Origin of the sequence: Hymenobacter arizonensis (assembly GCF_900115775.1) — a bacterium.
GTDB classification, from domain to species: domain Bacteria; phylum Bacteroidota; class Bacteroidia; order Cytophagales; family Hymenobacteraceae; genus Hymenobacter; species Hymenobacter arizonensis.
Window position 1 is genome coordinate 135,419 of the sequence record NZ_FOXS01000001.1, and the last position, 15,690, is coordinate 151,108.

A 15,690-nucleotide genomic window follows, 5' to 3' on the forward strand; every position below is an offset into this window, starting at 1 on the left:
GTTATAGTTGCCTCGAAGTTGTATTGCCGCAACTAGCTGTCAGTTGGAGTAGACGTTCAAGTGGTCGCGTTACCATTGTTCAGTTTCTGGAATAGCATTAGGAAGCAGGCAGGCTGCTAATAGTCGTCAGCGCGAAATCATCACTTAGCTCCGTTTTGGGGTATGCATGCCTGTCAGTAGCGCGACCGTGCCCGGCAGGGACTTTGTAGTTCGCGTCTCCGCGCCGCTAGCTCGTTCTGGGACGCGAACTACAAAGTCCCTGCCGGGCACGGTCGCGCTACTGAAAGCGGCGTGTAAACCAACCTCCAGTTCTATCTAGGTATCATCTTCACATTGTGGAAGCGGACGTTTCGGGTCACTAATAAACATTTGAGCAAAGCCTATAAACAGAAAAACCGGCCCTGTTCCCGAAGGAGCAAGGCCGGTTTTCAAGTTGAAAGTAGCTGCTAAAAACGCCAGCGTTACACGAGCTGCTCCCAGCGTTGGGTTTGGGCCGCCAACTCCTTTTTCACTGCTTCAAATTTCATAGTCGTGTCCTTCAGCTGCGAGGCATTGGAGTAGATGCCGGGGTCGGCGAGCTGAGCTTCGTAAATGGCCAGCTCTTTTTCAAGCGCAGTGATGCGCGTCTCTACTTCGGCCAACTCTTTGGCGGCTTTTTTGGCGTCGTTGTTATTGCTGCTGTTGTTCGAAACGGCCTTGGGCTGTTCTACTGGCAGGGGCTTGGGAGCCGACGGGCTGGGCAGCCCGGCTTTCTTGGCGGCCTTCTCGCGGTCTTCCTGCCACTGTTCGTACTCGGCGTAGGTGCCGGGGTACTCCTTCAGCTGGAAATCTTCGATGTACCAGATTTTGGTGGCCACGTTCTCCACAAAGAAACGGTCGTGACTGATTACGATGAACGTGCCCTGATACTGCTCCAGGGCCTGAATCAGGATGTTTACCGACACCATGTCCAAGTGGTTGGTCGGTTCGTCGAGCAGCAGGAAGTTGGCTTCCGAAATCAGTGTTTTGGCCAAGGCCACGCGGCTTTTCTCGCCACCGCTCAGCACCTTGATTTTCTTGAACACCTCTTCGCCCGTGAACAGGAAGGAGCCCAGTACCGAGCGCAGCTCCATGTCGTTGCGCTTCGAGCCGGCTTCGCTCATCTCCTGCAGAATCTCGTTGTCGAGCGTCAGGCTTTCGAGCTGGTGCTGGGCGTAGAACGACATGATGACGTTGTGACCCAGCTGGTGCTTGCCGGCGGTAGGAGCTTCGGTGCCGGCCACCAGGCGCATGAGCGTCGACTTGCCTTTGCCGTTAGCGCCGATAAGGGCAATTTTGTCGCCCCGCTCGATGTGCACGTTCGTGTCGCGGAAAATCAGCTTCTGGTCGTACTTCTTGGTCACGTGCTCCATGCGGAGGATGTGGCGGCCGGGCTCAACTTTGAAGGTGAACTTCATGTTGATTTTGGCCGCGTCCTGCGCCACGTCCTCAATGCGCTCGAGCTTGTCGAGGGCCTTCACGCGGCTTTGGGCCTGCTTGGCCTTGCTGGCCTTCGCTTTGAACCGCTCAATGAACCGCTCGGCGGCCCGGATTTGGGACTGCTGATTTTCAAAAGCGCCCTTCTGGATGATGTTACGCTCCTCTTTTTCTTCGAGGTAGTAAGAGTAGTTGCCGGCGTAGGGCACCAGCTTGCCGCCGGTTACTTCCACGGTGGTGTTGGTGGTACGGTCGAGGAAGGCCCGGTCGTGCGATACGATGATAACGGCGCCCTCGTAGTCGGCCAGGTAGTTTTCTATCCACTTGATGGAGGGCAAGTCCAAGTGGTTGGTGGGTTCGTCGAGCAGCAGGAGGGAAGGCTTTTGCAGCAGGATTTTGGCCAGCATCACGCGCATGCGCCAGCCGCCCGAAAAGGTTTTCAGCGGTTTCTGCAGCTCTTCGGTGCTGAAGCCCAGGCCTTCGAGGATTTCCTCGGCCTGGGCCTGCATGGTGTAGCCGCCCAGGGCCTCAAACCGCTCCTGCATGGTGGCCAGCTTGTCGACAAGGTCGTCGGAATAATCGGTTTCGAACTGAACCAGGATATCGTCAATCTTTTTCTGCAGCTCCAACGCCTCCTGGAAGGCTTCCATGGCCACGTGCAGGATGCTCTCGTGGGTGTCATAGCTCAGCAGGTCCTGGTTGAGGAAGCCGAGGCTCACGTCTTTGGCCATCGAAATCGAGCCGCCGTCGGCCTTGAACTCGCCCACCAGCAGGCGCAGCAGCGTGGATTTGCCGGTGCCGTTGAGGCCAATGAGGCCGATTTTGTCTTTGGGCTTGATGTGCAGGCTAGCGTTGTCGTAGAGCGTGCGGGAGCCAAAGTGGAAGTCGAGGTCGGAAATGGAAATCATCGGGTCAGAGGTATTGGGGGGCAAAGGTACGGCGCCCGATTGGAGCCCGTCAGTCAAAATTGCCGGAAGGCCTAATTCATAACTAAAAAGCATGCTCGGCGGTATAAACAATGTTCGTACACGAATACGTTCTGCATCATCCTTTCTTGTTCATTAATCCTTCTTCTTCATGTCTTACTTCCGTCTCCGCAGCCGCGTGGCTGCTTCTACCCGCTTGGTTCCGGTGGCCCTGATGGGCCTGTTGTTGCTCTCGTCCTGCTCCAAGGACGAGGACACGGGCATGACTACTCCGCCCGCCCCGGCCACCATTGCCTTCACCCAGGCTGGCCTGTACCCCGAGGGCGTGCAGTACGACGCGCCCAATAGCCGCTTTTTGGTGACTTCTCTCACCACGGGCCGGGTGGGCCAGGTGAAGGACGACGGCACCTACAGCACCGCTTTTCCCGACGAGCCCCGGCTGGTGTCGGCCATTGGCATGCTCCTCGACGCTCCGCGCAACCGCGTGCTGGTGGCTATTTCGGACCCGGGCGCCAACCAGCAGCGCAGCACCGCCGCCACTCAGGGCAGGCTGGCCCGGCTAGCAATTTTTAATAATGCCAATGCTGCGGCCGCGCCCACCATTGTGGAACTGGGCAGCCTGCGGCCTGCCCTTGGTCATTTTGCCAACGACGTGGCCGTCGACGCCCAAGGCAATGCCTACGTGACGGACAGCTTCGCCAACATTATTTACAAAGTAGACGCCCAAACCAACACGCCCACCGTGTTTCTGGAAGACGCTACCCGGCTGGCGCCACCCACTGGCGGTGCCTTCGGCTTCAACGGCATCGTGTTTCACCCCGACGGATACCTGCTAGTGGCCAAATCCGACAACGGCGCCATCTACAAAGTGCCGCTCAACAACCCCGCTGGCTTCACGCAGGTGACCACCACCCAAAACCTGACGGCCGCCGACGGCATGCTGCTGCAGGACAACAACACGCTGCAGGTAGTGAGCAACGCCCAGGCCCGGGTGTTCCGGATGGCCAGCACCAACGGCTTCACCTCGGCCACGCTGTCGGGCACGTTCGTGACGCCGCCCCAGTTCCCGACCACCCTGGCCCGCCGCGACGACGCCAGCTACGTGCTCTACGCCAACCTCAACGCCCTGTTCTCGAGCCAGATGCCGGCCGTGAGCCAATACAGCATCAATCGGGTTGATTTCCAATAAGCTAGGATTGCTGCATCTAAGACGCTAAAAAGCGGCTGCTTCTATTGAGGCAGCCGCTTTTTCTTTTGCCGAATTCGCTGGTCCGACCGCCCTAAGCGGTCTGACCGGTTGAAGCCAAAACGGTAACCGAACCAACGACAACCGGTCGGACCGCCTAGGGCGGTCGGACCGGAGCGGTAGTCTATTTGGGCAGGGGGCCTTCGTCCTTGCTTTCGCTGAGCTTCTGCGCTATTTTCTGGGGTACGCCCACGTTATGAAAAAGCCCGCTTACAATGCCCTGCCGCCAGAGCGTGAACACCGAGAAGCGGGGCTCGCGGGTCGAGGTCATTTCGCCGGTCACCAGCTCGCCGCGCTTGCGTGGGTTTTGGTCGCGAACCACCACCACATTCACCACCTTCGATTTAACGCGGCTGAAGAGTGATTTTTTGATTTCTTCTTCGCTCTCTTTATAGCTCAGCAGGGTCATCTGCAGGCCGGAGTACTCGGTCCAGGTGGTGCCCGTCACGCCCTTTCGGTCGGCCTGTAAGTCGAAGCGCATGCGCCGCACGTCGCCGCTTTTGAACTTGACCAGGCGGGTGGGCACGGTCATGGAATTGAGCATGGCGAAGGAGCCGGGGCCGAAGACGCCCCACACGCGGTGGCGGCCAAGCGGGTCGAGCAGGTACATCGAAACGTTGGCGTCGAGCCGGCAGCGGTTTTGCAGGTAGGTATAGGCCTTGCCGGTGAGGGGCGTGGCGGGCGTCTGGCGCTTGCGGTCGTTGCTCAGGTTGTAAAACGTGCCGTTGAACCGGTTGATGCTCAACGTCCCGATTATCGGCGTGAGTGGGCTGCGGTAAGTGGTATACAGGTTGCCGTCCTTGATTTCGAGCCTCCGCACATCAACCACCATCGGCAGCTTAAGCATTTCCTCCGGCGATACCTTGGACATGTTGGGGTTGATGGGGCCACGGCCGTCGGAGGCGATGTGCACCAGCGGGCTTTGGGCAACCACGCTCGCCATGCGGAAATCAGTGTCGCGAACCAGAGCGGCAAAATCGAGCCCGCTCAACGCCAGCGACGCCACCTTGATACTGATGGCGGGCGCCTGGTAGCCATTGTGCAGGTTCATGCCCACGGCCGAGAACTTCGGCGTGAGGGCCAAGCCGTCGAAGCGGAACGTTTTGGCGTTGGTGTCGAGGCGCATTTTTTGGCTGCTGGCCCGGTAGTAAGGTGGGTCGAAGGGCGCCGTGACGAGGCCGGAATTGGCCTGCCAGGAGCGGGCATAGGCAATGCGGTCTGGCGCGGCGGCGGTCAGGGAGTCGATGCGGATGGACTGGCCGGTGAGGTTGAGGTCGAACACCTCGGGCGAGTGGCGCAGGCCGCCAATCTGCAAGTCGGCCTTGTTCACCTTGAACTGGGCCAGATCGGAGCGGCGCAGAAACTTTGAAAGAATCTTCCAAACCGGGGGCGGTGGCTGCTTTGGGGGCGTGAAAGTCAGCTTCGGCTCGTTCAGCACCAGTGCGGTGGCCTTAAAATGCTGCTGGTGCTGCAGGGCGGCGGCATCGAGCCCGGTCAGGGCCAAACTGGGCAGCGTGAGGTCGACCCGAATGCCCCCCGGCTTACCCTGGCCCGGGGCGGGCGGCCGAACGCGCAGCGAGCGCAAATCAAGGGTGCCCGCGGCTGAAGCCAGGCGCAGGCTGGCCAGCGAGAGGGCATGAGCGGCCACCGTGCTTCGGGTTTGGCCGAGTGCTACGTTCCAGCTTTTTGCGTAGAGCAGGCGCTGCAAGTCGGGCGTTGCCCCGGCGGTATAGTGCAGGCCCGCGGCGCCAATATCGATGCGCTGGATTTCGGTGGGCTCCGCAGTTCCCTTCACCCGCAGGTTGCCGCCGCTTACTGCCAAATGGGCCAGGTCAAATTTCTCAAAATAGGGGAGAGGAGTTCCCTTGGCTTCTTTGGCCGGCGCCTGGGCCGCGGTGTAAGCAAGCTGCGGCTGTTGCACAAGCAGCGAGTCGGCCCGGAAACGTCGCTGATGCTGTAGCGCGGCCGCCTCAAGCCCGGTAAGGCGCAGGCGCTGAAGGACCAGGTCGAGCTTGGGTTTTTGGGGTTGGCCAGGGCCCTCGGGACGAATGCGAATTGAATCGAGCTGGAGCTGCTTCTCATCAGTAGAAAGCAGCAGGCCGGCCACGGCAAAACGGTGGCCGGCCGCATGGCCCTCGCTTTGCTGCATGGCCAGGCGCCAGCTGGCCGCGTAGCCCAGGCGCTGGGTGTCGGCGGCCCCAGCCGGACTGATGAGGAATTCGCGGGCGCTGAGGTCGGCCCGCTCAAATTTTGCCGTGGTCGGGCTTGCGGGCAGGTAGCGGGCTTGGGTGTGCAGTAGGCCGAGGTAGCCAATTTCCAGGCCCTTCAGCTGCATCGGTAGCTGCGCGTGGAGGGGCTTGCCGGCGTTTTTGGTGGGCTTTTGGGCCAGGGCCAGCACTTCGATACGGGCAGAGTCTAGCACCACGCTATCGATGGGAACCACGCTTTTGCGCAGCAGGGCCAGCAGACCGATGCCCGTAATGTTGAGCTGTTCCACGTCGAGGCGCACGCGGGGCAGGGTGTCGGCCACGGTGGCGGCGGGGCGCAGGCGCACGTTTCGCAGCCGGATAGCGCGCTGCCAAAGGCTGGTGCGCAGCTCGCCTACTTGCAGGCGGTACTGGCCGTTGGTTTGAGTGGCCACTTGTTTTTCCAGCTTGCGCTGCAGCCAGGGGTCGAGAAATTGCAGAGCCACGAAAGCCAGCACAAGCAGCAGTCCTACAATGCCCAGCAGCCAGCGCCCCCACCGGCGGGGCCGTGGGGTGGTAGCGGCTTTCTTCGGAGCCGAAGCAGCAGCAGAAGAATCGGCAGTTGCAAGGGTTTCAGGCACGGCGATAAGAGCGATGCTAGCGTAACGAAAAAGGGCCCGGCCATGGTTGTGCCAGGTGGCTTGAATTCGATGAAAGCGGGGATTTCCCCGACCAGTAGAAGGATTCAAATACTTTCCCGAATCAAATTGTTTGCCGGGGCTGGCGTTACTTTGGCCCATGCTCACCCCCGCTGCATCCGAGGCCGTCGGCGCCGCTCTGCTGGCTGCCTTCCGGCAAAACTTCCGGGCCTACAAAGCCCTGGGCGACCGCGCGCTAACCCAGATTTCCGACGCCGAGTGGCTGTATCAGCCGGCGCCTGGCAGCAACAGCGCCGCCGTCATTGTGCAGCATATGGTGGGCAACCTGCGCTCCCGCTTCACCGACTTCCTGACTTCCGACGGCGAAAAGCCCAGCCGCCGGCGCGATGCCGAGTTTGAGGAACCCCAGTCTGCCGCGGCCGTGCCGGCCCTGCGCGCCGAGTGGGAGGCCGCCTGGGCCATGCTTTTCGCTTTGCTGGACAGCCTGCAGCCCAACGACCTGCTGCGCTCGGTAAGCATCCGGGGCGAGGCGCACACGGTGCTGGCGGCCATTCAGCGCCAGGTAGCACACTACGCTAGCCACGCTGGCCAGCTGGTGCAGCTGGCCAAAATCATTCGGGGCGAAGCCTTCCAGTCTCTCAGCATTCCGCGCGGGCAGAGCGAGCAGTTCAATCAGCAAATGCACTTTCGCGCCAACCCAGAACGCTCTTCTCCAGTTTAGTCCGGTATGTTCGCCATCACCTCGCTGCTCAACCCCCGCAATGCCCAGCGCATTAATCGCATTGTAAAAGAGCTGGAAACCCAATTCGGGCTCGACGATGTGCAGGACACCCCCGACCCGCACCTGACCTACCTGCTCACCGGTACGCGCCGCCTCAACGAGCTGAAAGCCATGCTGCGCGAGGTGGCTTCTACCACGCCGCCCTTCTCAGCCTTTACCACCGGGCTGGGGGTATTTCCAGGCAAAAATCCGGTCATCTACATCCCGGTGCTTCGCTCTAACGACCTGAACCTACTGCACCAGCGCGTCCTCGACGTCACTTCGCCGCTCTGCCACGCCGGTACCTACTACCGCCCCGAACGCTGGCTGCCGCACATTTCCCTGGCCCTGCACGACACCACGCCCGACCTGCTAGGCCCCGTGCTCGGCCACCTCAACGAAGAAACCTACAACCTGCGCCTGAACGTAAACAATCTGGCCATTCTGCGGAAAAAGGGAGACTTGTTTGTGCGCGAAGAGATGTTTGAGCTAACAGGCAAACATTGAATTCATTTAACAATTAGCAATTAACAATTGACGCATGAGTCATTGCGAGCGGAGCGCGGCAATCCGTCCTGTTCTCAGCGACAAGCCTATATAATGTGAAAAGCCCCGGCTCTGCGCAGAACCGGGGCTTTTCGTTTCGTTAAACTGTCTGGTTTTTACAGGACGGATTGCTTCGTCGTGCCTCCTCGAAATGACAGGCGACTCAATTGTCAACTGTCAATTGAATTCAAACTGTGGGCGGAATCTGAGTGCCGTTGTCCAGCGACTGCCAGAGGTACTTGCAGGCCAGTGTGCGGTAGGGCCGCCAGCTTTCGGCAATCTGCAGCATGCGCTTTTGCAGGGCCCGGCCGGTTTCTTCCAGGCCGTAGAGCTTGCGCATGGCGTTTTGCACGCCTAGGTCGCCCTCTGAAAACACATCGGGCTGGTCGAGGGCAAACATCTGCAGCATTTGGGCTGTCCAGCGCCCTACGCCGCGAATGGTGGTAAGGTGCAGCGTAAAGGCTTCCTCCGACAGGCCCGTGAGGTGCTCGTAGTCGAGCAGGCCCCGCTCGTTGTATTCGGCAATGGCCTTGAGGTAGCCCACCTTTTGGCGCGAGAGGCCCGCGCTGCGCATCAGGTCTTCGTCCATCTGCAGCACTTCGCGGGGTTCGGGGTAGCCCTCGGGTGGAAACAGCGCCTGGAAACGCTTCCAGATGGCGGCCGCGGCTTTGGTCGAAATCTGTTGGCTCACTATGGCGCGCAGCAGCGCGAGGTACAGGTCTTCGTGCGGCCGCGGGTGAATCTCGCGTCCTCGGGCAATCAGGCTGCCCAGGAGGGGGTCGGCGGCAGACAGGTGCTGAATGGCAGCTTGGTTTATCATGGGGCAAAAAGGTAAGGGGCAAACAGCAAGTCTTCAGCGAACATCCTGACGGTGGGTGCGCACCGAAACAATGTCCAGCAGCTCGGCTGTGGGGGAGAGGCGCACGGCCGTCAGGTGGCGGCGCAGGAACGCGCCCGTATCGATGTAGAGTGTGTTGGTGGCGGTGTCGGTCAACGGCTGGCCCTTGGGAGTGGGGGTGTGGCCCACCACCTGCAGCTTGTTGAGCTTTTTGAGGGGGCCGCGCCGCCAGAGCAGCCCGTCGGGGTGGGTGGGGTCGTTGGCGTGGGGCGAATCGGCCAGGCCGGCGTGGCTCACCAGCAGGTGGTCGTTTTGCCAGTGCAGCGGCCGCTCGGCCAGCCAGGGCAGGTGCAGGGCCAGCTTCTTGGGCTGGCATTTGTACTGCTCCAGCGTGCTGCGGCCGCCCCAGAGCAACCAACTCGGGTAAGGACCCGCTGGTCCGAAATGCCGCAGCATGCCCTGTTCGTGGTTGCCCATCAGAAACGTGGTGGAGCTGGGGTGCGCCTCGCTTAGCTGGCGGGCCAGCTCCACGGTTTCCACCACGTAGCGGCCGCGGTCCACCAGGTCGCCTACCTGAATCAGATGGTCGGTGGCCGGCTGCCAGTGCGTCAGCACCTCGCCGAACGTGTGGAAGCACCCGTGTACATCGCCAACAATGAAAATATTCATGGTGAAGAGAACGTGCAAAGCGGGCTTTTGGGTCCGGCAGCGTCCAATTTGGTCGCCTGTTTTCGCGCTTTTAAATCAATAGAACGGGCTTGCCCGTACTAACAAAGCAAACTCAAGAACTAGGCTGAACGGAGCTGGGGAAATCGTAAGCGGTACTTTTGTGCCCCAACGACCCGCCCTGGCCGTCGTTTCCTTAGCTGCCCTATGCCCATTCGTCGCGTCCTTCGTCCCATTCGGGAATTATCTGAAAGTGGTAAACTAGCCGGGCTATTGCTCATCCTGGCCACCATTGTGTCATTGGTGCTCAGCAATACTGCGGCAAGCGCCCGCTATTTGTCTTTGTGGGAATTACACGTGGGCTACGGACCTCTCGATAAGTCCGTGGCGCACTGGATAAACGATGGCCTCATGGCCATCTTCTTCTTCCTGGTGGGCCTGGAAATCAAGCGCGAGGTTGTCGACGGGGAACTGTCGGAGCCGCGCCAGGCCTTGCTGCCTGCTCTGGCGGCTGTGGGTGGCGTTGCCGCGCCGGCGCTGGTGCATCTGGCGTTCACCCACGGCACGCCGGGGTCGTCGGGCTGGGCTGTGCCCACGGCTACGGATATTGCTTTTTCGCTGGGCATCCTGGCGCTGCTGGGCAAGCGCGTGCCTGCCAGTCTGCGCATCTTTCTCACCGCTCTGGCCATCATCGACGACTTGCTGGCCGTGCTCATCATTGCCATCTTCTACTCCGGCAACCTGCATCTGAGCTACCTCGTGGGAGGCGCCGGTATTTTTGCTCTGCTGCTGCTCCTCAACCGATTGAAAGTTGATAAGCTCGGTATCTATTTGGCGCTCGGCGTGCTACTGTGGTTCTGCGTGCTCGAATCGGGCATTCACGCCACGGTGGCCGGGGTGCTGCTGGCCCTCACCATTCCGCAGCACCGCATCGAAGGCATTGAACACGCGCTACAACGGCCCGTCAACTACATCCTGCTGCCGCTGTTCGCGCTCTGCAACACTGCTATTGTACTGAGTGGCGGCCTGGGGCCCATTTTCACCTCGCCGCTGGCGCTGGGCATCGGGCTGGGCTTGCTGGTGGGCAAGCCGCTGGGCATCGTGGGCGTGGTGGCTTTGTTGGTGAAGGTGGGCATGGCTGAACTGCCCTCGCAGGTCAACTGGCGTCAGATGCTGGGGCTGGGCTTCACGGCTGGTATCGGCTTCACCATGGCCATTTTCATTGCCACCCTGGCTTACCGCGACCCTGCCGCCGTCGACGTTTCCAAACTGGCGGTGCTTATTGGCTCGGCCATTGCCGCAAGCCTAGGCGCCGCTGTGCTTTGGTTCACCAACAACCCCGAGGAAGTTGAAGAAGCAGTAAAAGCCGACGAAGCCTCGTCTCCAGCCACGTCGCTGAAGGCGTAGAAAGCTGTTTCAACCTAAACGCCAGAACGGTGCAGCCACGCATAAAAACGTGGCTGCACCGTTCTGGCGTTTTAAGGCCGGTTCCAGCATTTAAGCCAGTTGGGCTACCTGCTGCAAGGCTTCCTCCACGCGGGCAATGCCGGCGTCGTCCACGTCGAGGTGCGTGACGAAGCGTATCCACTGAGGCCCAAAGCTGCTGGCCCGGATGCCCTGCTGCTCCAGCGTTTCCAGGAATTCAGCCGCCGGCTGGCTGTCGTGCAGCCGGAAGATAACGAGGTTGGTTTCGGGGTTCAGCACATCCGTCACGTAGGGCTGCTGGCGCAACACGTCGGCCAGGCGGGTGGCGCGGCGGTGGTCGTCGGCGAGGCGCTCCACGTTGTTTTCCAAGGCGTAGAGGCCCGCCGCGGCAATGTAGCCGGCCTGGCGCATGCCCCCGCCCATCACCTTACGAATGCGCTTGGTTTTCTTAATAAAATCGGCCGAGCCCAGCAGCACCGAGCCCACCGGTGCGCCCAGGCCCTTGGAAAGGCACACCGAAATGGTATCAAACAGCTGGCTGTAGTCCTGGCTGCGCTGCCCAGTGGCCACCAGCGCGTTAAAGATGCGGGCCCCGTCGAGGTGGCGGGCCAGGCCGTGCCGCTTGGCCACGTCGCTGATGGCGGCCATGTCGTCCCAGCTGTAGCAGCTGCCGCCGCCGCGGTTGTGAGTGTTTTCCAGGCACACGAGGCGGGTGGTGGGGTAGTGCAGGTTTTCGGGCCGGATGGCGCCCTCTACCTGCTCGGCCGTAAGGCGGCCGCGGTTGCCGGCCAGCAGCGCCACCGAGGCCCCGGAGTGGAACGCAATGCCGCCCACCTCCCACAGGTACACGTGGGCCGTCTGCTCGCAAATAACTTCGCTCAGCGGCTCGGTGTGGGCCTTGATGGCAATTTGGTTGGTCATGGTACCCGAGGGGCAGTACAGCCCCGCTTCCATGCCAAAGCGCGCGGCCGCCATTTCCTCAAGACGGCGCACGGTGGGGTCTTCGTCGTACACGTCGTCGCCAACCGGCGCGGCCATCATGGCCGCGAGCATGGCTTGCGAAGGGCGGGTTACGGTATCGGAGCGGAGGTCGACAACGGGCAGGGAGGAAGCGCTAGCTGACTTATCGACGGAAAGAGTGGAATAGGACATAAAACCAGGCCGGGCTTGTTGGAAAAGATAGCAGAAGTCGGAGCGGGCACCTGGGCCGCCACGAAAAATAAAGGCTGTCGCCAAAGCAAAAGTAACGCCCGCAGCCTGTCCGCTCTAGCTAGGCCGAATACGCAGTAATTCAGCAAAATGCCTCATGGGCTTGCACTTTCAAAATGAAAGCCTTACTTTTGCCCTCCGTTTCGTAAGCCCCTAGACTTTAACCACTCCGGCATCATGACCGTTACCCGCCTCAAGCGCAAGCACCGCAAAAACATTGCCCGTGCCAACAACAAGCAGCACATCATCAAGGAGCTGCTTCGCACGCCCGTTCTGAAAAACGTTGATTTGGAAGAGCTGAAGTCGCGTTTCACCACCACCGGAACCGCCACCGGTGCAGTTGCTGCTGTAAAAAACACCGCCGCCGCTGCCGTTGAAAATGCCACTGGCGCCGTCGATGCTGTGAAAAACACCGCTGCTGCTGCTGTTGAAAAAGTAAAAGAAGTAGTAGCCGACGCAGTTGAGTCGGTGAAAGAAGCTGTTTCGGGTTCTAACGACTCGACTGCTGCCGACAACGCCGAGTCTTTCGACGATGCCGAAGCCGTAACCAAGCCCGTGAACGAAGACGACCAGGCTGGCGAGCACCCCAAGCCCGAAATCGCGCTTTAATTACCCACGAGCCGGTCGCATCCGCGTGCGGCTCCGTCTACTAGCCCCGCCGCCTGCTTTCAGGTAGCGGGGCTTGTTGTTTTGTGGTGCTAGGAGAGACCCCTGCATTGGGGCAAGTTTCGCGGAGCCTAACTCGCGAAAAGAGTCGAATATAGAAATTGCGGAACGCCATAGCTTACGCGAATTATTGACGAAGTGCTGTTTCTGTAACCCACCTTGCTACCATAGATGAAAAAAAATCTACTACTGTTGCTTTTCTGTATTGGACTAACAGCCTGCAAAAAAGGGCAAGACCCCTCGGCGCCCTCTAAAACAGAACTCTTGACGACCAACAACTGGCGCTTGGCTGCGTCCACGGTCGTCTCTGTCTCGAAAGGCGTTAGCACAACTGTTGACGCCTACGCGACTATTCCCGCCTGCGAACGGGACAATTTCATACGTTTTCGGCCAGACCAGTCCATGGTCTACGATGAAGGACCAACCACATGCAACCCCACCTTTTCGCAAACGGTAACCAGTTCGTGGAACTGGGCGGACAACGAGAGGACCCTGGCCCTGGGCACCCACATAGTGGGAGCCACTGTTCCGTACGAGGTAATCGAGTTTACGGCCGGCACTTTACGGTTGCGTTACACCCTACGGCAATACTTTGGTGGCACAGATTCATCTACGGAGGAACGGACTTATCAAGCTTTTTAGCAGGCTCGAATAGCTGCCCGCATGTTCCCTCACACCTTTCGCCTTTCTTGCGAGTGCGCTACAATTGCGCTGCTTCTTCTTGCTTGCGCTATAGATTCCCTCTAACTGCCCCGCTTGCCCAGCTCCACCGCCTGCAGGTCTACCACCTTCCCGGCCTCGATGCCGAAGCGCAGCAGCGTGCGCACCTGGTGAAACCCATGCCGGCCCGCCGCCCCCGGGTTCAGGTGCAGCAGGCCCAGTTTCTTGTCGGGCATCACCCGCAAAATGTGCGAATGGCCGGTGATGAACAGGCCCGGTCGCGCCGCCGCTATCAGGGGACGGGCCGTCGGCGCGTAGTGGCCGGGGTAGCCGCCGATGTGCGTCATGAGCACGCGCAAGCCCTCAATTTCAAAGTCTTGCACTAGCGGTTGTGTGGCTCGCACGTCCGAGCCATCGATATTGCCGTACACGCCCCGAAAGCGCGGCGATAGGGCCTGCAATTCGTTCACCACGCGGGCATCGCCAAAGTCTCCGGCGTGCCATATTTCGTCGCAATCGCGCAAATGATGCGCTATTCGTTCGTCGAGGTAGCCGTGGGTATCGGAAAGCAAGCCTATTCGCGTCATGCCGCAAAGATGCGGCAGACCGGCAAATCGGTACGCCCCCGTATCTTGCAGCCGTTGCCCGAGGATATTTTTTCTTAATTTACTGACCCCGGCGCCACTCGCTGCCCGTCATCATCTTCTCAATACGCCTATCCCGATGAATATTTTCATCAACGACATACCGCTGGTTATCAAAAAGCTCAGCGAAAAAGTGTACAAGCACAAGTTCGACCTGATTCTGAACCCGGACGACGAGTTTACCTCCAAAGACCTGGTGGGCGATGTGCTGGTGCGCGACGCGGGGCCGTTGTTCATCGACCGGCTGCTGCGCCTGATGGAGGTGAAGAAGCTCAAAAAGCTGAATTCCCTCACCATGCTGGTGAAAAAGAAGAAGCACGTGATTCTGCACTTCAAAGACCAGTTCAAGATTGCCAAAGCCGGCGGTGGACTGGTGGTAAAAGACGACCAGGTGCTGATGATTTACCGCCTTGGCAAGTGGGACTTACCCAAGGGCAAGCTCAAGAGCGACGAAGACACCGCGGCCGGCGCCCTGCGCGAGGTAGAAGAAGAAACCAACATCAAGCTGGAGCTGGGCGAAAAATTGCCCAGCACCTGGCACAGCTATGCCTACAAGGGTAATAAGATGTTGAAGAAAACCAATTGGTACTTAATGAAGTGCCTGGACGACAGTCTGATGAAGCCGCAAACCGAGGAGTATATCGAGGAAGTGCGCTGGATGTCGCCGCAGGAAGCTCTGGCCAAGCTTGAGGACTCTTATGCCTCAATTGCGTTGGTGGTGCGGCATTACCTCAACACCATGGCCGGCAAGCCAGCCAAGGCAACGCCTGCCGCTGGGAAATAGAGTTATATTGCGGTCTATGCGACCGATTGTATTGCTGTTTTTTGCGTTGGGTGTGGGGGCTTGCTCGGGCTCCCACGAGCCTGCGCATGACCGGACCACGGGCACTGCTCCGGCCATGGTTCAGCATAAAATTATTCTGGACGTGCCCAGCCTGCTGACGCTGTCCATCGACGGCCTTAATCAAAAGATTGGGCCCCATCGGCCCGTGCCAGCAGGCTTTGTCGACCCCATTCTGGTGCCTTTGGCCAAACAAAACGAACAACTGGATTCCACCCTTTTGTTTCGTCACAAGGGGCTGGCGCTGGTTGCCTCCTATGACTACCGCACGCGGCGGGTGAGCAACTTGCTGCTTCTGGGTTCCGACGAAGACAAACTTATGGCCGAGGCCAACCTAAGCCTCAATTCTGAACGGTACCTGGTGCTGCCCGTTTTTGAGGCGAACCACATCAGCAACATCATGGGCGTGCGGGTGATAGCCACCCAGGTAAGCCAATAGGCGGCAGCTAGCTAGCCAGCTGCGGCATCGCGAACGGTACAAAAGCATCCACGTTGCCGCCGTAGCGGTGAATGTCGCGGATGATGGTGCTGCTGATGGCGCCCAGCGCGGGCGAGGTGAGCAGAAAAACCGTTTCCAGAGCCGGGTTCACATGTTGGTTGCCGTAGGCAATGGGCTTTTCGTACTCAAAGTCGGGGCTGTTGCGCAGGCCGCGCAGCAAATACTTTGCACCCACTTCGCGGGCAAACTCGGCCGTGAGGCCCTTGAAGGTGCGGACGGAAACCCGGGGCTCGTCCCGGAACACCTCGGCAATGAGTGCCTGCATGTGCTCCACGGGCAGGTAGCGCTGCTTGCTGCTGTTGGTGCCAATGGCCACAATCACCTCGTCGAACAGGCCCACACCGCGCTGCACAATGTCGAGGTGCCCGTTGGTGAAGGGGTCGAACGACCCGGGGAAAATGGCGATGCGGGACATGAGTAGGGAGTTATGAGATACAAGGTATGAGTTCAGGGCTACGAGTTAC

The 15,690-nt window shown here is 59.8% G+C and carries 14 protein-coding genes; 7 read left to right on the top strand and 7 right to left on the bottom strand.

The annotated features are described in order from the left end of the window. Positions 1-461: 461 nt before the first annotated feature. Complete coding sequence (locus BMZ66_RS00600; RefSeq protein ID WP_092668070.1) at positions 462-2,363, bottom strand: ABC-F family ATP-binding cassette domain-containing protein; 1,902 nt, start codon at positions 2,361-2,363, stop codon at positions 462-464. Between the two features lie 169 nt (positions 2,364-2,532). On the opposite strand from BMZ66_RS00600, the gene BMZ66_RS00605 reads away from it, so the two are divergent. After that, positions 2,533-3,570, top strand: a complete 1,038-nt coding sequence (locus BMZ66_RS00605; protein WP_092668071.1) for an SMP-30/gluconolactonase/LRE family protein — start codon at positions 2,533-2,535, stop codon at positions 3,568-3,570. 181 nt (positions 3,571-3,751) lie between these two features. On the opposite strand, the gene BMZ66_RS00610 is transcribed toward BMZ66_RS00605, so the two are convergent. Next, positions 3,752-6,454 carry an AsmA family protein gene (locus BMZ66_RS00610; protein ID WP_092668072.1) on the bottom strand — a complete coding sequence of 901 codons (2,703 nt, stop codon included), beginning with the start codon at positions 6,452-6,454 and terminating at the stop codon, positions 3,752-3,754. Between the two features lie 157 nt (positions 6,455-6,611). Between BMZ66_RS00610 and BMZ66_RS00615 the strand changes: the two genes are divergently transcribed. Together BMZ66_RS00615 and BMZ66_RS00620 are read left to right on the top strand one after the other, a co-directional pair. Further along, positions 6,612-7,193 carry a DUF1572 family protein gene (locus BMZ66_RS00615; protein WP_092668073.1) on the top strand — a complete coding sequence of 194 codons (582 nt, stop codon included), beginning with the start codon at positions 6,612-6,614 and terminating at the stop codon, positions 7,191-7,193. Positions 7,194-7,199: 6 nt separating this feature from the next. Continuing rightward, positions 7,200-7,739 (top strand): 2'-5' RNA ligase family protein, encoded by a 540-nt coding sequence (locus BMZ66_RS00620; protein ID WP_092668074.1) that lies wholly within the window; start codon positions 7,200-7,202, stop codon positions 7,737-7,739. A 226-nt stretch (positions 7,740-7,965) separates the two neighbouring features. On the opposite strand, the gene BMZ66_RS00625 is transcribed toward BMZ66_RS00620, so the two are convergent. Further along, a complete protein-coding gene (locus BMZ66_RS00625; RefSeq protein WP_092668075.1) occupies positions 7,966-8,598 on the bottom strand; it encodes a DNA-3-methyladenine glycosylase family protein in 633 nt (210 codons plus the stop codon). Between the two features lie 33 nt (positions 8,599-8,631). Further along, on the bottom strand, positions 8,632-9,285 hold the full coding sequence (locus tag BMZ66_RS00630; RefSeq protein ID WP_092668076.1) for a metallophosphoesterase family protein: 654 nt from the start codon (positions 9,283-9,285) through the stop codon (positions 8,632-8,634). Positions 9,286-9,489: 204 nt separating this feature from the next. Between BMZ66_RS00630 and nhaA the strand changes: the two genes are divergently transcribed. Further along, on the top strand, positions 9,490-10,689 hold the full coding sequence (gene nhaA, locus BMZ66_RS00635) for a Na+/H+ antiporter NhaA (RefSeq protein ID WP_092668077.1): 1,200 nt from the start codon (positions 9,490-9,492) through the stop codon (positions 10,687-10,689). Positions 10,690-10,779: 90 nt separating this feature from the next. On the opposite strand, the gene ltaE is transcribed toward nhaA, so the two are convergent. Beyond that, positions 10,780-11,859: a low-specificity L-threonine aldolase gene (gene ltaE / locus BMZ66_RS00640; RefSeq protein ID WP_092668078.1), complete on the bottom strand. Its 1,080-nt coding sequence runs from the start codon at positions 11,857-11,859 to the stop codon at positions 10,780-10,782. Positions 11,860-12,093: 234 nt separating this feature from the next. On the opposite strand from ltaE, the gene BMZ66_RS00645 reads away from it, so the two are divergent. Then, positions 12,094-12,525 carry a hypothetical protein gene (locus tag BMZ66_RS00645; RefSeq protein ID WP_092668079.1) on the top strand — a complete coding sequence of 144 codons (432 nt, stop codon included), beginning with the start codon at positions 12,094-12,096 and terminating at the stop codon, positions 12,523-12,525. Positions 12,526-13,325: 800 nt separating this feature from the next. Here BMZ66_RS00645 and BMZ66_RS00655 read toward each other — a convergent pair. Beyond that, positions 13,326-13,829, bottom strand: coding sequence for a metallophosphoesterase family protein (locus tag BMZ66_RS00655; protein ID WP_092668081.1), 504 nt, complete (start codon positions 13,827-13,829; stop codon positions 13,326-13,328). Between the two features lie 136 nt (positions 13,830-13,965). On the opposite strand from BMZ66_RS00655, the gene BMZ66_RS00660 reads away from it, so the two are divergent. Both BMZ66_RS00660 and BMZ66_RS00665 read left to right on the top strand, forming a co-directional pair. After that, positions 13,966-14,670 (top strand): NUDIX hydrolase, encoded by a 705-nt coding sequence (locus tag BMZ66_RS00660; RefSeq protein ID WP_092668082.1) that lies wholly within the window; start codon positions 13,966-13,968, stop codon positions 14,668-14,670. Positions 14,671-14,686: 16 nt separating this feature from the next. Further along, entirely contained in the window at positions 14,687-15,166 is a 480-nt protein-coding gene (locus BMZ66_RS00665; RefSeq protein ID WP_143079995.1) for a hypothetical protein, read from the top strand. 7 nt (positions 15,167-15,173) lie between these two features. Here the strand turns inward: BMZ66_RS00665 and coaD are convergent, their stop codons facing one another. Continuing rightward, the gene (gene coaD, locus BMZ66_RS00670; protein WP_092668084.1) at positions 15,174-15,641 is read right to left on the bottom strand and encodes a pantetheine-phosphate adenylyltransferase; all 468 of its coding nucleotides are present in this window, start codon (positions 15,639-15,641) and stop codon (positions 15,174-15,176) included. Between the last annotated feature and the right edge of the window lie 49 nt (positions 15,642-15,690).